Source organism: Cryobacterium inferilacus, assembly GCF_019599185.1.
In the GTDB taxonomy this organism is placed as follows: Bacteria; Actinomycetota; Actinomycetes; order Actinomycetales; family Microbacteriaceae; genus Cryobacterium; species Cryobacterium inferilacus.
In genome coordinates this window covers 32,087-49,948 of sequence record NZ_JAIEUL010000006.1, presented here as the reverse complement: position 1 = coordinate 49,948, position 17,862 = coordinate 32,087, and the positions used below count along the sequence as shown (strand labels likewise).

The window sequence follows — 17,862 nt, the reverse complement described above, 5'->3', positions numbered from 1 at the left end:
TGATGGGGTCGGACTCGGACTGGAACGTCATGAGTGACGCCGCCGCCCTGTTGACCGAGTTCGGTGTCGGCCACGAGGTCCAGGTGGTGTCCGCGCACCGCACGCCGGAGAAGATGATGCGGTACGGGGCGGATGCGCACGGGCGCGGCCTCAAGGTCATCATCGCCGGAGCCGGCGGTGCGGCGCACCTGCCCGGCATGCTCGCCGCCGTGACCACCCTGCCCGTCGTGGGTGTACCCGTGCCGCTTGGGCGGTTGGACGGCCTGGACTCGCTGCTGTCGATCGTGCAGATGCCGGCCGGGGTGCCGGTCGCCACGGTGTCGATCGGCGGCGCCCGCAACGCGGCGCTGATCGCGGTCAAGATCCTGGCCACGGCCGATGACTCACTGCGCCTCAAGCTTGAGGCGTACGCCGCCACCCTGAGCGAGCAGGTGGAGCAGAAGAACACGGCCCTCCAAGCGAAACTATGAGCAGCGCCAGCAGCCCGATCCGGTACCCGAATTCCGGTTCCAGCCAGCTCATGACCCGGCGGGCCTGGTGGCTCGTGGTCCTCAACCTGCTCATCCCAGGGTCGGCCCAGGTTTTGGCCGGCAACCGCAGGATGGGCCGGTTCGGGCTCGGCGCCACCCTGAGCTTCCTGGCGCTGCTGGTCGTGGCCGCCGTGCTGTACCTGGTCAATCCTGAGGTTCTGCTCACCATCGCCACCAACTCCATCGGGTTGTGGGTGCTCGCGATCGTGATGGTGTTCTACGCGGTGGTGTGGGTCGTCCTGACCCTGGACACCATCCGACTGGTCCGCCTGGTCAAGGCCCGCCCGAAGGCCCGCCCGTTCATCGCCGGGCTCGCGACCGTCGCCATGATCGTCGTGGCCGGCACCGCGGGCTACGGCGCCTACGTGGCCACCACCGCCAGCGGGTTCCTCTCCTCGGTGTTCACCGCCGGCCCCTCCGAGCCGCCCGTCGACGGCCGGTACAACATCCTGCTGCTCGGCGGCGACGCCGGCGCCGACCGGGAGGGCATGCGCCCTGACAGCACCTCGGTGGTCAGCATCGACGCCGACACCGGCAAGGCCGACATCATCGGACTGCCGCGTGACCTCGAGCACGCCCCGTTCCCGGCGGAGTCGCCGTTGAACGCGGTGTACCCGAACGGGTACGGCTACAACAACACCTGTGACGTGGATGTCTGCCAGCTCAACTCGATCTACACCGAGGTCGAGCTCAAGAGCCCGGAGATGTACCCCAACGCCGTCGAGGAGGGCAGCGAGCCCGGCATCGAGGCCATGCGCGACGCGGCCAGCGGCGTCACCGGGCTCACTATCCAGTACTACGTGCTCATCGACATGGAGGGCTTCTCCCAGCTCATCGATGCCCTCGGCGGCGTCGACATCAACGTGGAGGAGCGGCTGCCCATCGGCGGCCAGCTGGAGGACCTGAGCGACGTTGAGGGCTGGGTGGAGCCCGGTCAGCAGCACATGGACGGTTTCACCGCCCTCTGGTACGGCCGGGCGCGGCACGGCTCCAGTGACTACGACCGGATGGCCCGCCAGCGCGTCCTGCAGGAAGCCATCCTGCAGCAGTTCAACCCGGCGAACGTGCTCACCAAGTTCCAGGGCGTGGCGCAGGCCGGCGAGCAGGTCGTCAGGACGGATGTGCCGCAGGGCATGCTCGGGTACTTCACCAACCTCGCCACCAAGACCCAGAAGCTGCCGGTCGGTTCCGTCGAACTGGTCCCGGACAACGGCATCGACCCGACCGAGCCGGACTACGAGTACATCGCCGAGCTGATCGACGCCGCACTCAACCCGCCCACCGAGACGCCTGCCCCCTGACCCGTCCGCTTGCGCGGGACATACTCGCGGAACGGAACGGTGGGAGGCTGCCGGTGGATCAGAGGTCGGCGTGCAGCTGCCAGACCCGCTCGGCGGTGTCGCGCCAAGTGAAGGCCTTGGCCCGGTCGCTGCCGAAGATGCGCAACCGGTCGGCCAGTTCGGTGTCGCCGAGCACCCGGTCGATGGCGGCGCCGAGGCGCTCGGGGTATCCGGCCGCGTCGTCGCGTTCCACCGTGAAGCCCGCGTCGCCGCCGGCCTCGACCAGGGCGGGCGCATCCGAGTGGATGACGGGCGTGCCGAACGTGAACGCCTGGATGATCGGCAGGCCGAAACCCTCCTCCAGGCTCGGGTAGACGAACACCGACGCCCGGGAGATCACCAGAGCGAGTTCCTGGTCCGTCAGGGCGTCCAACGACCGCACCCGGTCTGGGGCCAGTCCGGCCTCGTCGGCGACGGAGGCGAGCGTCAGCTCCCCCCAGGAGTCGGGGCCGAGAACGAGCAACGGCAGGTCGGAGGCGCCGGGCCGAGCCAGCGCGTCGATGAGCGCGGTGACGCCGCGGCGGGGCTCGAGGGTGCCCGCTGTGAGGATGTACTGGTCGGGCAGGCCCAGCTTGGTCGCCAGGGCCTCGGTGGCGGCGGAGTTCGTCGGCAGGCGCAGATTGCTGCTCACCGCCCCGCCGATGACGCGGATGCGGTCGCCGAAATCCATGATCTCGCCGAGCTGGTCGGCCAGGGCGTGGCTGGGAACCACGATGGCGTCAGCGTGCTTGCGGGCCCGCTTGAGCATCAGCTTGGTGCGCGCCACCGTGGTCGGGGTGAGCGATTCCGGATGCGTCCAGGCGAGCACGTCGTGCACCGTCACGGCCACCTGGGTCTCGTCGCGCACCCGGTCGTGACGGCGCAGCGGAGCGAACAGTCCGGGGGCGTGCACGAGGCCGTGCCCGGCGGAGGTGGCCACGCCCAGCTGCCAGGCGGCAGAGAGTTCCCGCCGCGCCAGGGCCATCTTGTGCAGGCCGGCCAGGCCGGGTAGAGCCGTGGTGATCTGGTCGTAGTGCTCGGCGGTGGTGGCCGAGACGATGCCCTCGACGACGCAGTCGGTCGGCGCGGTGCTGATCAGCGACCTGGTGAGTTCTTCGGTGTACCGGCCGAGACCGCCGGGAACGGGGGAGACCAGCTGATCGACGATGACGCGGAGGGTGATCACTATGGGGTGAATGCGCCGTGGGCGGCGGCGTCGGTGAGGGCCTCGGTCCAGGGGCGGATGGGCTCAAGGCCGGCGGCGGCCCAGGCGTCGTGGCCGAGCACGGAGTACGACGGCCGCGGAGCCGGGCGCACGAACTTGCTGCCGTCGGTGGGCAGCACCCGCTCGGGGTCCAGGCCCGCGCTGGCGAAGACGGCCTTGGCGAAGCCGAACCAGTTCGTCTGCCCGGCGCTGGTGCCGTGATAGATCCCGGCCGGCGCATCCGCGTCGAGCATCGCCACGATCTGGCGGGCCAGGTCGACGGTCCAGGTCGGCTGGCCGAACTGGTCGGCGACGACGGAAACCGTGTCCCGGCCGGCCGCGAGAGTGAGCATGGTGCGACCGAAGTTCGGCCCGTGCGCGCCGTAGAGCCAGGCGGTGCGCACGATGTAGCTGCCGGCGGGGTTCTCGGTGAGCACGAACTGCTCCCCGGCGGCCTTGGTGCGGCCGTATGCGTTGATCGGGTCGATCTCGGTGTCCTCCGGGTACGGCGTGCTGCCGGTGCCGTCGAAGACGTAGTCGGTGGAGATCTGCACGAGCTTGGCGCCCACGGCGGCGGCGCCGATGGCCAGGTTGCGCGGGCCGATGGCGTTCACGGCGTACGCGGTCGCCTCGTCGTCCTCAGCGGCATCCACCGCGGTGTACGCGGCCGCGTTGATGATCACGTCGTGGCCGGCAACGGCCTCCCGAACAGCGGCGAGGTCGGTGATGTCCAGCTCGCTGCGGTCCACAGCGGTGACCTGGCGGCCGCTCAGGGCGTCCTGCAGGTCACGGCCGAGCATCCCGGCCGCGCCGGTGATCAGGTAACGGGTCATGTCGGTCAGGCGCCGTTCAGCTCAGTGCCGCGCGGGCCTTGAGGGGTTCCCACCAGCTGCGGTTGTCGCGGTACCACTGCACGACGTCGGCCAGGCCCTGTTCGAAGGGCACCTGGGGGGTGTAGCCGAGTTCGGCCTGGATCTTGCTGATGTCCACGGAGTAGCGCAGGTCGTGGCCGAGGCGGTCGGCGACGCGGTCGACGTATGACCAGTCCTTACCGGCGGACGTAAGGAGCATCTCGGTGAGTTCCTTGTTGGTCAGCTCGGTGCCGCCGCCGATGTTGTAGATCTCACCGGCGCGCCCGTCGACGAGTACCATCGCGATGGCGCGGGTGTGGTCGTCCACGTGCAGCCAGTCCCGGATGTTGTTGCCCTCGCCGTAGAGGGGAACGTGCAGGTCGTCGATGAGGTTGGTGACGAACAGCGGGATGACCTTTTCGGGGAAGTGGTACGGGCCGTAGTTGTTGCTGCAGCGGGTGATCGACACGTTCAGGCCGTGGGTGCGGTGGTAGCTGCGGGCGAGCAGGTCGCTGCCGGCCTTCGACGCGGAGTACGGCGAGTTGGGCTCGAGGGCGCGTTCTTCGTTCCAGGAGCCTTCGGCGATGGAGCCGTAGACCTCGTCGGTGGAGACGTGCACGAAGCGGGGCAGGTTGTTGCGCAGGGCCGCGTCGAGCAGCTGCTGGGTGCCGAGCACGTTGGTCTCGACGAAGATCGACGCGTCGCGCACGGACCGGTCCACGTGGGACTCCGCGGCGAAGTGCACCACCGCGTCCAGGCCGGGGAAGAGGGAGTCGAGCAGGGCGCCGTCGCGGATGTCGCCCTTGACGAAGGTGTAGCGGGGGGAGTCGGCCACTGGGGCCAGGTTCTCCAGGTTGCCGGAGTAGGTGAGGGCGTCCAGAACGACGACTTCAGCGCCTTCCAGTCCGGGGTAAGCGTCTTGCAGGGTTCGGCGAACGAAGTTCGAGCCGATGAACCCGGCGCCGCCGGTGACGAGAATCTTCATAGAGTAAGTAACCAATCCGTTTTGCGTAAGGTGCCTACGCGATTGTAACGGACGCGCATTGCTAGGCTGGCAAACGTGCAGATTCGCGAACTATCCGTGCCCGATTCCTACGAGGTGACCCCGAAGCAGTTCGGGGACGACCGGGGAGTGTTCCTCGAGTGGTACCGCTTCGACAAGCTCAGTGAGGCCGTCGGCCACCCGCTGGACCTGCGTCAGGCCAACACCAGCGTGTCCAGCCGCGGTGTGGTGCGCGGCATCCACTTCGCCGACATCCCGCCGGGCCAGGCCAAGTACGTCACCGCCACGCACGGCGCGATCATCGACTTCATCGTCGACATCCGGGTCGGCTCGCCCACCTTCGGCCAGTGGGACTCGGTGCTGCTGGACGACGTCGACCGCAAGGCCGTGTACCTCTCCGAGGGCCTCGGCCACGCCTTCGTCGCCCTGACCGACAAGGCCACCGTGAGCTACCTGGTCTCCTCCACTTACAGCGCCGGCGCCGAGCACGGGATCAACCCGCTCGACGACGAGGTCGGCCTGATCTTCCCGTCCGCGGCCGGTGAGCTGCTGCTCTCGCCCAAGGACACCGACGCGCCCAGCCTCGCCGAGGCCGCCGCGAGCGGGTTGCTGCCCAGCTGGGACGCCGCCCGTGCCTACTACCAGTCGCTCAACGAACGGAACTGACCCATGCGCGGAATCATTCTCGCCGGAGGCTCTGGCACCCGCCTGTGGCCGATCACCAAGGGCATCTCCAAGCAGCTCATGCCCATCTACGACAAGCCGATGATCTACTACCCCCTCTCGACGCTGATGATGGCCGGCATCCGCGAGGTGCTCATCATCACCACCCCCGAGTACAACGACCAGTTCCGCGCCCTCCTCGGCGACGGCAGCGACTTAGGCCTGCGCATCGAGTACGCCGTGCAGCCCTCGCCCGACGGCCTCGCGCAGGCGTTCACCATCGGTGAGGAGTTCATCGGTGACGACAGCGTCGCCCTGGTCCTGGGCGACAACATCTTCCACGGCGCCGGCCTCGGCACGGCGCTGCGCAACAACGCCGACATCGACGGCGCGCTGATTTTCGCGTACCACGTGTCCAACCCCACCGCCTATGGTGTGGTCGAGTTCGACGACGACTTCACCGCCGTGTCGATCGAGGAGAAGCCCACCAAGCCCAAGAGCAACTACGCCGTGCCAGGCCTGTACTTCTACGACAACTCCGTCGTCGAGATCGCCAAGTCCATCGAACCCTCCGCCCGCGGCGAGCTGGAGATCTCGACCGTCAACGAGCGCTACCTGCAGCGTGGCAACCTGCACGTGCAGGTCTTGGACCGCGGCACCGCCTGGCTGGACACCGGCACCTTCGAATCGATGATGCAGGCCTCGGAGTACGTGCGCGTGATCGAAGACCGCCAGGGTCACAAGATCGGCTGCATCGAAGAGATCGCCTGGCGCGCCGGCTGGATCGACGACGCCCAGCTCGCCGCTCTCGCCGCCCCGCTGGCCAAGAGCGGCTACGGCGTCTATCTGAGCGGACTGCTCAAGACCGACTAGCAGCTCGCCCATTCGCCGCACAGGCCCCGTGGAACGCATCCACGGGGCCTGAACGTTTAGCCGCCGGACTGGATGTGGGTGAGGACGTCGTCCATGGTGGCCTTGATGCCGGCGGGCAGGCTGGTCAGCTGCCGCCGGTCCAGGTCGGGCCACACACTCGAGCTGATGCGCAGGTCCAAGCCCTGCATCGACGCCTCGGCCGAGTAGCCGAGCATCACATTGGGCTGGCCCTTGGCCAGCGAACGGATGTGTCCGAGCAGGTTGCTGATCGTCACGGCCTGGCCGGAGGCGAGGTTCTTGATGATCTCGGCGCGCCCGGTTGTCGCGGTGACGGTGAGCAGCCTGGCGACGCTGTCCAGCAGCAGTTCGGCGCAGTCGCGCACGAAGATGTAGTCCCGCATGGTCTCCAGCGGCACGAAGATCGACGCCGGCTTGGGCGAGAACTGGGCCTTGGCCAGATGGGAGATCAGGCCCTGCATCTTGCCCAGCTTCTGGCCGGGGCCGTACAGGTTGGCGATGCGGCCGGCGAGCACCGAGACGCCGGTGCTGCGGGAGAAGTCGAACAGGGCGGCCTCGGCGTCGAGCTTGAACCGGCCGTACCCCGAGATCGGTACGGGGGTGCTGTGCTCGTCGAACGGCGGATGCGCAGAACCGCCGTACACACCGCCGGCGGAGGACGCGTAGAAGACGCCGCCGGTGTGGGCGGTGCCGTGCGACCCGGCCGCGAGGCCGACCGTGTCGAGCACGAGCCGCAGCTGGTGCAGCTCCCGCTCGATGGCGGCGGGCGGCGTCGAGGTGACCGCGTTACCGGCCAGCCAGAGCACCACCCAGTTCGCGGAGTCCGTCGCCGCGACCCGCAGCAGTCGTTCGGCGGTGGCAGCGGCCGCGTCCACCAGGGCGGTGTCGTCGTCCCAGGGCAGCGGGTCCGCCGGCAGCAGCACCCAGTCGGCCCGGCGGGCGATGGCGGCGGAGGTGGCGCTGCCGAGCAGGCCGCGGGCGCCGATCACCCAGGCGTATGTGGTCACTGGACGGACTTGCGCGTCCGCCCGAGAGGACCGTCCGCCGGGTCGGTCGTGATCAGGTACGGCGGCTTGCCCATGGCCATGTTCACGTTGATGCCGATGTACTCGGCGATGACGCCGAGGGAGAAGAGGATGAACCCAGCGCTGAGCAGCACCAGCACGCTGAGCGACGCCCAGCCCTGGATGGCGATGTCGCCGGCGAGGCGCTGGATGAAGATGACCACGGCGAAGACGACGCCGACGAGCGCGAACACCACACCGAGTCCGCTCACGAGGCGCAGGCCGCGTGTTCCAGTGGTGAGGATCATGCGCCAGAAGTGCGAGAACAGGCGTCGGGCGGAGTAACCGCTGGAGCGTTCGCCCTCCTCGCGCAGTTCGACGGGGGAGGTGGTGACCCTGGCGGCGACCCAGCCGATGGCCACGTCGAGGTAGACACCGCTGCCGGCGTACGCGGCGACGCTGCGGCCGATGTTGCCGAGCATCAACCGGTAGCTCTGGTAGTCGGCCGCGGCACCAGACCCGCTCAGCTTGGTGAGCAGGTACTTGGCGCCCTTCGAGGCGCTGTTACGCAGGGCACCGTGCGGCGCGGGGTTGGTGGGCTTGGCGTACACGACGCTGGCCTGCTCACGCATGGCCGTGTCGAGCATCCCGCCGATCGCCTGGGGGTCGTGCTGGCCGTCCTCGTCCAGGGTGACGATCCAGTCGCCGCCGGAGGACGCCATGCCGGCCAGGGTGGCGGCGTGCTGGCCGAAGTTCTTGCTCAACCAGATGCCGCGGGCGAACGGGTACTGTGTGGTGATGTCACGGATTGTCGACGCCGAGTTGTCAGGGCCGTGGTCGAAGACCAGCAGAACCTCTTCAACCTGGAAGGTGTACCCGTCGGGCGTGATGCTCAGTCGGGTGAGGGGTTCGATCTCGTCGAGCACGCCGGCCAGGGTCCGTTCGCCCTGGTAAACCGGGATGACGATGGAGATGCTGTGGTCGGCGACGCCGGGTTCTGCTGCGGGGAGTGTCACGGGTTCAGAACCTATCACACGGCCCGTTTCACCGGCCGGATCAGGAGCTTGCTGCTGCATCCGCCTTCACCGCCTTCGACATGCGGCGGCCGAGCCAGACATAGGCGAGGCGACGGGCCTGGGCCATGACCCTGGCGCGGGTGTTGCCGATCAGACGGTCGGTGTTCGACACCACATCTGGCCGGGTCTCGTGCATCCAGTTGTGGAAGCCCATCGCCTGTTCGGCCTGCTCGGCGACGAGACGGACGCTCCACTGGCTGTCCGAGATGCGAAAGCCGGCCAGGCTTCCGGGGACGCCGACGAATTTGCCCTCGAGCAGCACCCGGGAGTACGAGGCCTGGTCGATCAGGTACGGCCACCGGGAGTCCCACCAGCCGGTCTGCTCGAGCGCGGTGCGGCGCATCAGCACGCAGCCGGGTTCGCCGAAGATGTTGGTGCCCGCCATGATGCTCTTGCGCACGGCCACGGTGCCGTCGTGTACACCGGTGAGGCCGGCCAGCCCCCGGTTCTTGATCACCGGAGCGCCGTTGGCGTCGACGATGTCGCGCGGGGAGGCGGCAAGCACGGCGCCGGGCTCGGCAACGAGCGCGGCCACCTGCGCAGCGACGATGGTGGGGTAGAGCAGGTCGTCACCGCAGACGAGCTTGATCAGCTCGCCGGTGGCCGCCTGGCTCACCCGGTTCCAGTTGCGGAGGGCTCCGCCACCGCCCTCGGTGTGCAGCAGGATCACCCGGGGGTCGCTGCGGTAGCGCTGCATGACCGTCCAGGTGGCGTCGGTGGACGCGTGGTCGGAGACGATGACCTCGAGGTTGGTGTAGGTCTGACCGAGAACCGACTTCATAGTCTCGTCGAGGTAGTCCGCATTGTTGTATGCGGGAATGACGATGGAGACGAGGGGCTCGTCCGCTGCGGCGGGGGTGGGGCCGGAGGGCTGCGCGTGAATGCTCATATGTAGGTGATTGCTCGTTTCGTTGGGGAAACTACCCCACCACGATACCCGGTGGCCCCGCCGTGCGGTTGTGAAGGCACCGTGAGGGATAATCTTCTGGTGCAGTCCAAAATAGTGTGGCCCATGCTCGTCGTGGTGGCGGTACTGGCGGGAGCGAGTATCCCGCTGTTCTTCGACCCCGGTTTCTACTTCGTCGACGACACCCAGTCCGGCGCCTTCGGGCAGTGGTACGAGATCGGCCGCCGGGTGCTCGACCTGGACTGGTCGCTGATCAACCCCCGCGTCTGGCAGTCAGGCAACTACCTCGCCGAGGGCGCCTGGGGCATCTTCAGCCCACCGCTCTGGCTGGTCGGCATCGGCGCGTACTACGCCGGAAACGCCCTCATCTTCAGCACCGTCATCAAGATCGTCTGCCTGCTGCTCGGCGCCGTCGGCGTGTACGCGCTGGCCCGCAACTTCGGCGCGCTGCGCCCCTGGTCGGCCCTGGTGGCCGTCGCCGCCCCGCTGGCCGGGTTCACCTTATATATGGATGCGGCGTCCTGGGTCAACGGCCTGATGGCGTGGAGCTTCCTGCCGCTCACCTGGGTGCTCGCCCGGCGGGCCGTGCTGCACGCCAAGTCACCCGTGCTGCCCATCGTCTCGGCGATCTTCCTGGTCGGCATCGGCTACGCGCACGCCACGATCTTCCTCGCCCTCGTGCTCGGCGCCCTCATCGTCGAGGCCTTCGTCAGTGCGCACCGTCCCTCCATCGTGCGGTCGTTCGCCCTGTCGTTCGCGGCGGGCAGCTTCGCGGTGATCGTGCACCTGCCCGGCGTGCTGACCGCGCCGATCACCGGTCGCACCAGCACCTATGAGAACACCGGCCTGCTCACGGTCAACCTCAGCGGCCTGTTCGCGTCTTCCACCCCTGTCGGCACCCCCAGCATGCTGTTCTTCAGCGGGAACTTCCCGTACGCGCCGCTGCTCTACATCGCCTGGTTCCTGCCGCTGCTGGCGTTCGTGGATTTCGGCCGCCTGCGCACGCTGCTGCACACCCGCCTGAGCATCATGATCATCCTCATCGCCGCGCTGATCGGTGTGCTGCTGCCCAGCGACTTCGGTGCGCTGCGGTTCCCGGTGCGGATGATGCCGTACGTGACCGTGGCGCTGCTGGTGCTGCTGGCCGTGGCGATGTCGCACGCGCGAGCGCCCGTGCTGGGCCGCAGCCGGTTCCTGGTCGCCGCCGGCATCGTGCTCGTCGGCGCCGGACTCACCTGGTCGGCGGCGCCGCAGTACATCAAGCTGTTGCTGCTGGTCACCGCCATGATCCTGGTCGCCCTCTGGGTGGCCTACATGATCCTCTCCGATCGCAAGCTACCGCTGCTCGGCAGCAACTCGTCCGGTCTGCTGGCCGGTCGCGGCGTGGCCACGCTGGGCTGGGCCGGGATCGGCCTGACCGTGCTGCTGCTGGTTCCGCAGCACGTGTCATCGCCCACCTCGCCGTTGCCGGACTACAACGTGCCCAACGACGTGGCCGACTACCAGTCCCAGCTCGAATCCGCTGTCGGTGACGTCATCGTCGTCGGCGGGGTGCCAGACGTGAACGACCCGGATGCCTGGGACGAGCTGCTGGTCGGCAACCTCTGGTACGTGGCAGAGGAAGACGTGCAGAACGCCTACTCCGCGGTGTACTACAGCCCGTACAACAACCTCACCTGCATGTCGTACAACGGCTCCACCTGCCCCGACCTCTACGACCGGTTGTTCGAGCCGATGAAGGAGACCGGGTTGACCCCCGTCGACCTGATGGGCATCAGCTCGGTGCAGTCGGTGAAGGGGGTCGTGAAACGGCAGGACTGGAACGACGTGCCAGAGGGCTGGTCGATCGTCGAAGACTCCGACCAGACCCGTCTGATCGTGCGTGACGAACCCGTCGCCGGTGCCGGATCCGTCGTCTGGGCCGCAGAGGGCACCGAGGTCAGCGTGCTGAGCGAAGACGCCATGGGCGTGACCTTCAGGGTCGACGCCGTCGGACCGGACGGGGGACAGGTGGCGCTCAGCCGCCTCCCCTGGCCCGGCTACCAGGCCGACGGTGCCACCGTGTCCGCCGACCCCGTCGACACCTTCCTGCTCGGGGTGGACCTCGACGCCGACCAGGCCGGTGCGACCGTGACGGTGTCGTACTACGCGCCGGGCTACCCCCTGCAGCTGGCCGCCGCCGCGCTGCTCCTGCTGATCCTGCTGGGCTGGCCGCTGCTGCGCCTGATCGGCCGCCGACGGAGCAACGCCGGCGACGAGCGCGGCAACGCCCTGGTGCGCCTGGCCGTCGCCAGCCGTCGCCCGGTCACCGAGGTGACGGTATGACCGGTGCGGCCGGCCGCACCGTCGCCGTGGTCGTCGCGTACAACCGTCGGGACCTCCTGATCGAGGTCCTGGACACCCTGGCCGCGCAGAGCGAACCGGTCGCGGCCATCGTGGTGGTCGACAACGCCTCCACCGACGACACCGCCAGCGTGGTGCGTGAGCGCTACCCGCGGGTGGACCTGGTCTCCGTGCCGCGCAACACCGGGGGAGCGGGCGGGTTCGCGATCGGCGCCGCCCGCGCCGTCGTGCGTCAGGACGCCGATCTGGTCTGGCTGATGGACGACGACACGGTACCCACCGAGACCGCCCTGACGGAGCTGCTCAGCAGCATCGGCGACGACGAACGCGTCACCGTCGCCGGATCCCGGGTGGTGTGGACCGACGGGCAGGACCACCCGATGAACACCCCCAGACCGAAGCCGTTCGTGCGGGCCGCCGAACGCCGCGCGGCCGAGGCCCGCGGTGCGGTGCCGGTACGCAGCTCCTCGTTCGTGTCGATGCTGGTGCGGGCGGATGCCGTACGCGAGCACGGTCTGCCCATCGCCGACTACTTCATCTGGAACGACGACTTCGAGTTCTCGATGCGCCTGCTGCGCCGCAGCCGGGGCTTCTTCGTGCCAGGCAGCGTCGTGGTGCACAAGACCGCGAAGCTCGGCGCCACCGACGTCGACCCCGGCGCCAGGTTCTACTACGAGGTGCGCAACAAGGTCTGGCTCATCCGGCTGGCACGCGGACTCAGCCCGGCCGAGAAAATCCTCTACACCGGCTCGTCGCTGCGCCGGTGGGCGCGCACCTTCAGGGCGTCCGCCGACCGGCCGCTGTTGTGGACCGGGCTGCGCAGCGGCCTCCGCGACGGATTCCGCAGCCGCCCCCGACCCAACCGGGTCGTGCTGGCCGGGCTGGGCGAGGCATCCGACGACGTCGCGGCCTGCGAGGCCGGGGTGGCACGATCGTGACCGACACCGAGTTCTCCTTGCTGCTGCCGGTGTACGCCGGCGACAAGGCCGCCTACTTCACCAAGGCGTTCGCCAGCACCGTGGTCGAGCAGAGCCGTCGCCCCAGCGACGTGGTGATCGTGCAGGACGGCCCGATCGGAGCCGAGCTCGCGGCCGCCGTCGCGGCGGCGACGGCCTCCTCGCCCGTGCCGGTGAACCACGTGCGCCTGCCGGCGAACGTCGGGCTCGCCCGTGCCCTGGAGATCGGCCTGGGTCACTGCGCCCACGATGTGGTCGCCCGGATGGACGCCGACGACATCTCCCTGCCGACCCGGTTCGAACTCCAGCTCGCGGTGATGGACACCGGCTACGACCTCGTCGGCACCGGCATGCTCGAATTCGACGAGGCCGGCCGGGTGCTCGGCAAGCGCATCCCGCCGACCGACCCAGACGACATCGTCACCAGCGCCAGGTTCCACGACCCGTTCAACCATCCGACCGTGGTGTACCGGCGCTCCGTGGTCGCCCGCGCCGGCGGCTACCGGGAACTCCCGCTGATGGAAGACTACTGGCTCTTCGCCCGCATGATCCAGTCTGGTGCCCTGGTGGCGAACCTGCCTGACCCGCTGGTGATGTACCGGGTGGATGCCGGCGCCTACGGCCGCCGCGGCGGGCTCACGCTGTTCCGCAGTGAGATCGCCCTGCAACGCAGCCTGCTCAGAGACCGGTTCGTCACCCGTCGTCAGTTCGCCCGCAACGTGCTCGTCAGGGGCGGCTACCGCTTCGTTCCCGTCGCCGTGCGCCGGGTGGCGTATCGCCGTTTCATCGTGCGGAATTACAACACCGACGGCGACTGACCGGCGCGTCAGGCCGAGCCCAACCGGGGCCGCGGGGAAGCTCAGGTTAGGGTTATCTCACATGTGCAGTCGCGTGAGCGGAACCGTGGGGGGCGTTTTTCTCTCTCTCTCTCTCTCTCTCTCTCGGTGGACTTTCTCGTGCTTTTGCCAGGTTCGCAACCGACAAGATACCGAGGCTCCGACGTGTTCAGATCTGACCCAGACCGGCCCAAACGCCGGGGACTCCAGCGCGGCCTCGGCCGGCTGACCGCCACGATCGGGGTCTTCGCCCTGGTCATCGGTTTCCTCACCGTCGGTGCCACCACGACGGATGACGCGGCCGTCGCGGCGACCGGAAGCGACTTCAACCCCGGCAATATCATCAGCGACGCCCTCTTCTACAAATCGGGCACCATGGACAAGAACGAGATCCAGTCGTTCCTGAACAGCAAGGTGGCCAGCTGCCGCAGCGGCTACACCTGCCTGAAGAGCTACAGCCAGGCCACGGCCTCGCAGAGCGCCAAGCGGGAGGGCTGTGCGGCGTACGCCGGTTCCAAGAAGGAATCCGCCGCGTCGATCATCGCCAAGGTATCCACCGCCTGCGGCATCAACCCCCAGGTCCTCCTGGTACTGCTGGAGAAGGAAACCGGGCTGATCTCCGCCAAGGCGCCCACCAGCGGCACCTACCGCAAGGCCACCGGCTACGGTTGCCCCGACACCTCGGTGTGCGACTCGACCTACTACGGCTTCTTCAACCAGGTCTACAACGCGGCATACCAGTTCAAGAAGTACCAGGCCAGCCCCAACTCCCGCGGCTACGTCGCGGGGCGCTGGAACACCATCCAGTACCACCCCAAGCAGTCCTGCGGCACCTCGAACGTGTACATCGAGAACCAGGCCACGGCCGCGCTCTACATCTACACGCCGTACCGGCCGAACCAGGCCTCCCTGGACAACATGGGCCGCACCGGCGACGGCTGCTCGTCCTACGGCAACCGCAACTTCTGGGCCTTCTTCACCGACTGGTTCGGCGACACCAAGGGCGGCAGCTCGTTCGTGCGCGACGCGGGCACCGGCGCCATCTACCTCATCGCCGGCACGGTCAAGCACTACGTCCCGTCAACGTCGGTCTACAACGCCCTGGCCAAGCTCGGCACCTACCGCAACGTCAGCGCGACCTACCTGTCCGGCTACACCACGGGCACCAACGCCAGCCCGCTGGTGCGCAACCCCCTCACCGGCGACATCGCGCTCGTGCAGTCCAACTCCCGGCACCGCTTCACTAGCTGCGGCCAGGTGTCGGTGTGGGGCTACGACTGCGGTGCCACCACCGATCTGATGCCAGGCCAGTGGGGCAAGATCCCCACCGGCGGTGAGGTGTCGAACTACATGGTGGTGTCCGGCAAGAACACCACGTACTTCCTCAATTCCTCCACCCGCTTCCCGGTGGCCTCCTGGACCGGCGTGGTCAGGCTCAACGGCGGCAAGAGCCCCTGGGTCGGCACCATGGGCAGCTCGAACGCCCAGCGCTACCCGGTCGGCCGCACCCTCGAAACCCCGGGCACGGCCATCAAGTCGGCCTCGTCCAACGACGTCTTCCTGGTGGATGGCACGGCCAACCGCATCCGGGTGCCGTCGATGGCGGTGCTCGGCGAGTACGGCGCCTCGTCGGTCAAGACGGTGCCGGATGCGACGGTGAACGGCTACAGCCGGGCAGGGGCCGACCTCACCCTGGTCGCGAACTGCAACTCGAAGCTCGTGCTCGTCAACTCGAAGAAGGCGTCACCGCTCGGCTCGGGCAACGGGGCCGGAATCGCCACGACGAACCTGGCGTCCTCCACCTGCAGCGCCCTGAGCGGCGGGGCGTCGGTGCCTGGCAAGGTCTTCGCGATGGTCAAGGGGTCGCCCAACGCCTACCGCATCGTCGACGGTCAGGCCAGGACCGTCCTGGCCTGGAGCGATGTACTCGCCCAGAACGGCGGCAAGACCCCGAACATGGTGAACTGGTCCTCCGCGACCATCAACACCTTCGCCCGCCCTGGCGGTGTCGTGGCCGTCGGCTCGCTGATCAAGTCGGCCGGCAACCCCAACGTGTACCTGACCGACGGTCTCGACCGGATGCACAAGCTCGGATCGTTCGGAACCACCGACTCCCTGGGCATCACCGGCTACCGCACCGTGCCGGACTCCGTGCTCAAGGGCTACAGCACGGTCTCCGGTTCGTTGAGCCGCGTGGTCGTCTGCAAGGGCGCCCCGTACATCGCGCTCAAGGGCACCCTGTACAAGCTCAAGTCGGCCGGCGGAACCGGTCTGGCGGTCACCAACCTGCGGGACAGCACCTGTGCCGGGTTGAAGGTCGCCAAGGACGGCGCGACCGACAAGGTCTTCATCAAGGTGGCCAACAAGGCCCCGGTGTACTACCTCACCGGCGGAAAGTACCGCGAGGTGACCTCCTGGGGTCAGCTGGTCAGCCTGAACGGTGGCTCGGCGCCGCGCATCTTCACGGTCAACTCGTCCGAGCTGTGGTCGATGGCCAACGGCGGCAAGATGTAACCATCCGCTGAAGCGACGAAGCGCCCCGACCTCGGTCGGGGCGCTTCGTCGTGGTGCCGGCGTCGGTGCTCCCGATGCGCGGTGGAACGGGTGCGGTGTTACTGCGCGCGCATGCGCGCGACGGCCTCGTGCGATTCGCCGTCGAAGACGACCTTGCCCTTGTCGATCAGGATGCCGCGGTCGCAGAGATCGGCGACCATGCCCAGGTCATGGCTCACAACGACCAGGGTGCGCCCCTCAGCGTGCAACTGGCGGATCTTGGCCAGGCACTTGCGCTGGAACGGTTCGTCGCCCACAGAGAGGATTTCGTCGACGAGCAGGATGTCGACCTCGGTGTGGATGGCGACGGAGAAGGCCAGCCGCAGGAACATGCCAGAGGAGTAGTGCTTGACCTCGGTGTCGATGAACTGGGCGATCTCACTGAATTCGACGATGGCGTCGAAACGCGCGTCGATCTCCTTCTGGCTCATGCCGAGGATCGCCGCGTTCAGGTAGATGTTCTCCCGGCCGGAGAGGTCGGGGTGGAAGCCGGCGCCGACCTCGATGAGCCCGGCGACCCGACCGCGGGTGAGGACCTCACCGGTGTCGGGGCGGAGCACTCCCGAAATCAGCTTGAGCAGCGTGGACTTACCCGAGCCGTTGAAGCCCATCAGAGCGACGGATTCACCGGCATTGATCGTGAAGTTCACACCCTCGAGAGCGTTGAAGCTCGACGAGATGGGCTTGCGGCGCAGGGCGGCGATGACGGATTCCTTGAGGGAATGCGTGTGCCGCAGCAGAAAGGTCTTGCGCAGTTCGGTGACGATGATGGCCAGCCGTGGCGGCGCCTGCTCGTTAAAGGTCTTGGGCAAAACGACGCTCCAATCGGCGGAAGACCAGCTGTCCGATGACCAGCAGCAGGCTCGAGGTGACCAGCGCGCAGAGGCCGAAGAACCACAGGTTCGGCGGCAGCGGGCTGCTGCCGTCGGTGGTGGGGTACCAGAAGCCGGCGTGCAGCAGCTCGACCGCCGCGGTGATCGGGTTCAGCTGGTAGACGACCATCATCCAGTCCGGCAGGACCTGCGCGACGGTGCTCCACTGGTAGAGCACCGGCGACGCCCAGGTGGCGACGAGGAGGATCAGCTCGACGAAGTTCTGCGCGTCCCGGAAGGACACGTTGATCGAGCCGAAGAACAGGCTCAGGCCCATGGCCAGCAGCACGATGATGAGCACGCCGAGCAGGATGCCCAGGATCTGCAGCACGCTCGGGGTCCAGCCGGTGAAGACGCACACCACCGCCAGCACAAGGGCCTGGGGGAGGAAGTTGACGAACGCCACCAGGGTGGACGCGACCGGGAACAGCTCGCGGGGCAGATAGATCTTCTTGATCAGAGCCGCATTGTCGACCAGCGACTTGGTGCCGTTGCTGAAGGCCTCGCTGAACAGGTTGATCACGATCAACCCGGAGAACAGGTACACCGGGTAGTTCGGGATGCTGCCGTTGAGCTGCAGGAACACCCCGAGCGCGACGAAGAAGACCAGGAACTGGGTGATCGGCTTGACGTACGACCACATCCAGCCGAGGACGGAGCCGCGGTAGCGAACCTGCACCTCTTTGCGCACGAGCAGGGAGAGCAGGTACCGACGGCGGAATACGTCGATCAGTCCGGCCCCTTGACCTGGCCGGACAAAGCCGTCGAGGTCCGGTACAGGAGCGATTTGGGTCACGCGGTTCCTTTGATCCTTGGGTCGCCTGCCGGGGTATCCGGGCGGGGGCGACTGGCCC

16 protein-coding genes are annotated in these 17,862 nt (G+C 67.9%); 8 read left to right on the top strand and 8 right to left on the bottom strand.

The features are described 5' to 3' along the window. Positions 1-2: 2 nt before the first annotated feature. Positions 3-470 carry a 5-(carboxyamino)imidazole ribonucleotide mutase gene (gene purE / locus K2F54_RS07290; RefSeq protein WP_220605318.1) on the top strand — a complete coding sequence of 156 codons (468 nt, stop codon included), beginning with the start codon at positions 3-5 and terminating at the stop codon, positions 468-470. After that, positions 467-1,831, top strand: a complete 1,365-nt coding sequence (locus tag K2F54_RS07285) for an LCP family protein (RefSeq protein ID WP_255576825.1) — start codon at positions 467-469, stop codon at positions 1,829-1,831. The genes purE and K2F54_RS07285 overlap by 4 nt, the downstream gene beginning before the upstream one ends. 58 nt (positions 1,832-1,889) lie before the next feature. Here the strand turns inward: K2F54_RS07285 and K2F54_RS07280 are convergent, their stop codons facing one another. From K2F54_RS07280 to rfbB, 3 genes are read right to left on the bottom strand one after another with little or no spacing between them, the layout of a single operon-like run. Further along, positions 1,890-3,035 (bottom strand): glycosyltransferase family 4 protein, encoded by a 1,146-nt coding sequence (locus K2F54_RS07280; RefSeq protein ID WP_220605205.1) that lies wholly within the window; start codon positions 3,033-3,035, stop codon positions 1,890-1,892. Further along, on the bottom strand, positions 3,035-3,886 hold the full coding sequence (gene rfbD / locus K2F54_RS07275) for a dTDP-4-dehydrorhamnose reductase (RefSeq protein WP_220605204.1): 852 nt from the start codon (positions 3,884-3,886) through the stop codon (positions 3,035-3,037). The genes K2F54_RS07280 and rfbD overlap by 1 nt, the downstream gene beginning before the upstream one ends. 16 nt (positions 3,887-3,902) lie before the next feature. Then, positions 3,903-4,889, bottom strand: a complete 987-nt coding sequence (gene rfbB / locus K2F54_RS07270; RefSeq protein ID WP_220605203.1) for a dTDP-glucose 4,6-dehydratase — start codon at positions 4,887-4,889, stop codon at positions 3,903-3,905. Positions 4,890-4,964: 75 nt separating this feature from the next. Between rfbB and K2F54_RS07265 the strand changes: the two genes are divergently transcribed. Together K2F54_RS07265 and rfbA are read left to right on the top strand one after the other, a co-directional pair. Continuing rightward, entirely contained in the window at positions 4,965-5,573 is a 609-nt protein-coding gene (locus tag K2F54_RS07265; protein ID WP_220605202.1) for a dTDP-4-dehydrorhamnose 3,5-epimerase family protein, read from the top strand. A 3-nt stretch (positions 5,574-5,576) separates the two neighbouring features. Beyond that, positions 5,577-6,443 (top strand): glucose-1-phosphate thymidylyltransferase RfbA, encoded by an 867-nt coding sequence (gene rfbA, locus K2F54_RS07260; protein WP_220605201.1) that lies wholly within the window; start codon positions 5,577-5,579, stop codon positions 6,441-6,443. A 56-nt stretch (positions 6,444-6,499) separates the two neighbouring features. Here the strand turns inward: rfbA and K2F54_RS07255 are convergent, their stop codons facing one another. From K2F54_RS07255 to K2F54_RS07245, 3 genes are read right to left on the bottom strand one after another with little or no spacing between them, the layout of a single operon-like run. After that, complete coding sequence (locus tag K2F54_RS07255; RefSeq protein WP_220605200.1) at positions 6,500-7,468, bottom strand: NAD-dependent epimerase/dehydratase family protein; 969 nt, start codon at positions 7,466-7,468, stop codon at positions 6,500-6,502. Then, complete coding sequence (locus K2F54_RS19525) at positions 7,465-8,481, bottom strand: glycosyltransferase (protein ID WP_308287563.1); 1,017 nt, start codon at positions 8,479-8,481, stop codon at positions 7,465-7,467. Before K2F54_RS19525 ends, K2F54_RS07255 begins: the two co-directional genes overlap by 4 nt. 40 nt (positions 8,482-8,521) lie before the next feature. Next, a complete protein-coding gene (locus tag K2F54_RS07245; RefSeq protein ID WP_220605198.1) occupies positions 8,522-9,430 on the bottom strand; it encodes a glycosyltransferase family 2 protein in 909 nt (302 codons plus the stop codon). 81 nt (positions 9,431-9,511) lie between these two features. Between K2F54_RS07245 and K2F54_RS07240 the strand changes: the two genes are divergently transcribed. The 4 genes from K2F54_RS07240 to K2F54_RS07225 all read left to right on the top strand — a co-directional run bounded on the left by K2F54_RS07240 (position 9,512) and on the right by K2F54_RS07225 (position 16,097). Further along, positions 9,512-11,773, top strand: a complete 2,262-nt coding sequence (locus K2F54_RS07240; RefSeq protein ID WP_220605197.1) for a hypothetical protein — start codon at positions 9,512-9,514, stop codon at positions 11,771-11,773. Further along, positions 11,770-12,729, top strand: a complete 960-nt coding sequence (locus K2F54_RS07235) for a glycosyltransferase (protein ID WP_220605196.1) — start codon at positions 11,770-11,772, stop codon at positions 12,727-12,729. The genes K2F54_RS07240 and K2F54_RS07235 overlap by 4 nt, the downstream gene beginning before the upstream one ends. Then, positions 12,726-13,565, top strand: coding sequence for a glycosyltransferase (locus K2F54_RS07230; RefSeq protein ID WP_220605195.1), 840 nt, complete (start codon positions 12,726-12,728; stop codon positions 13,563-13,565). The genes K2F54_RS07235 and K2F54_RS07230 overlap by 4 nt, the downstream gene beginning before the upstream one ends. Before the next feature lie 183 nt (positions 13,566-13,748). Next, positions 13,749-16,097 (top strand): hypothetical protein, encoded by a 2,349-nt coding sequence (locus K2F54_RS07225; protein WP_220605194.1) that lies wholly within the window; start codon positions 13,749-13,751, stop codon positions 16,095-16,097. A 98-nt stretch (positions 16,098-16,195) separates the two neighbouring features. Here K2F54_RS07225 and K2F54_RS07220 read toward each other — a convergent pair whose 3' ends face one another. Together K2F54_RS07220 and K2F54_RS07215 are read right to left on the bottom strand one after the other, a co-directional pair. Next, on the bottom strand, positions 16,196-16,912 hold the full coding sequence (locus tag K2F54_RS07220; RefSeq protein WP_374107274.1) for an ABC transporter ATP-binding protein: 717 nt from the start codon (positions 16,910-16,912) through the stop codon (positions 16,196-16,198). Positions 16,913-16,931: 19 nt separating this feature from the next. Next, positions 16,932-17,804 carry an ABC transporter permease gene (locus K2F54_RS07215; RefSeq protein ID WP_308287562.1) on the bottom strand — a complete coding sequence of 291 codons (873 nt, stop codon included), beginning with the start codon at positions 17,802-17,804 and terminating at the stop codon, positions 16,932-16,934. Between the last annotated feature and the right edge of the window lie 58 nt (positions 17,805-17,862).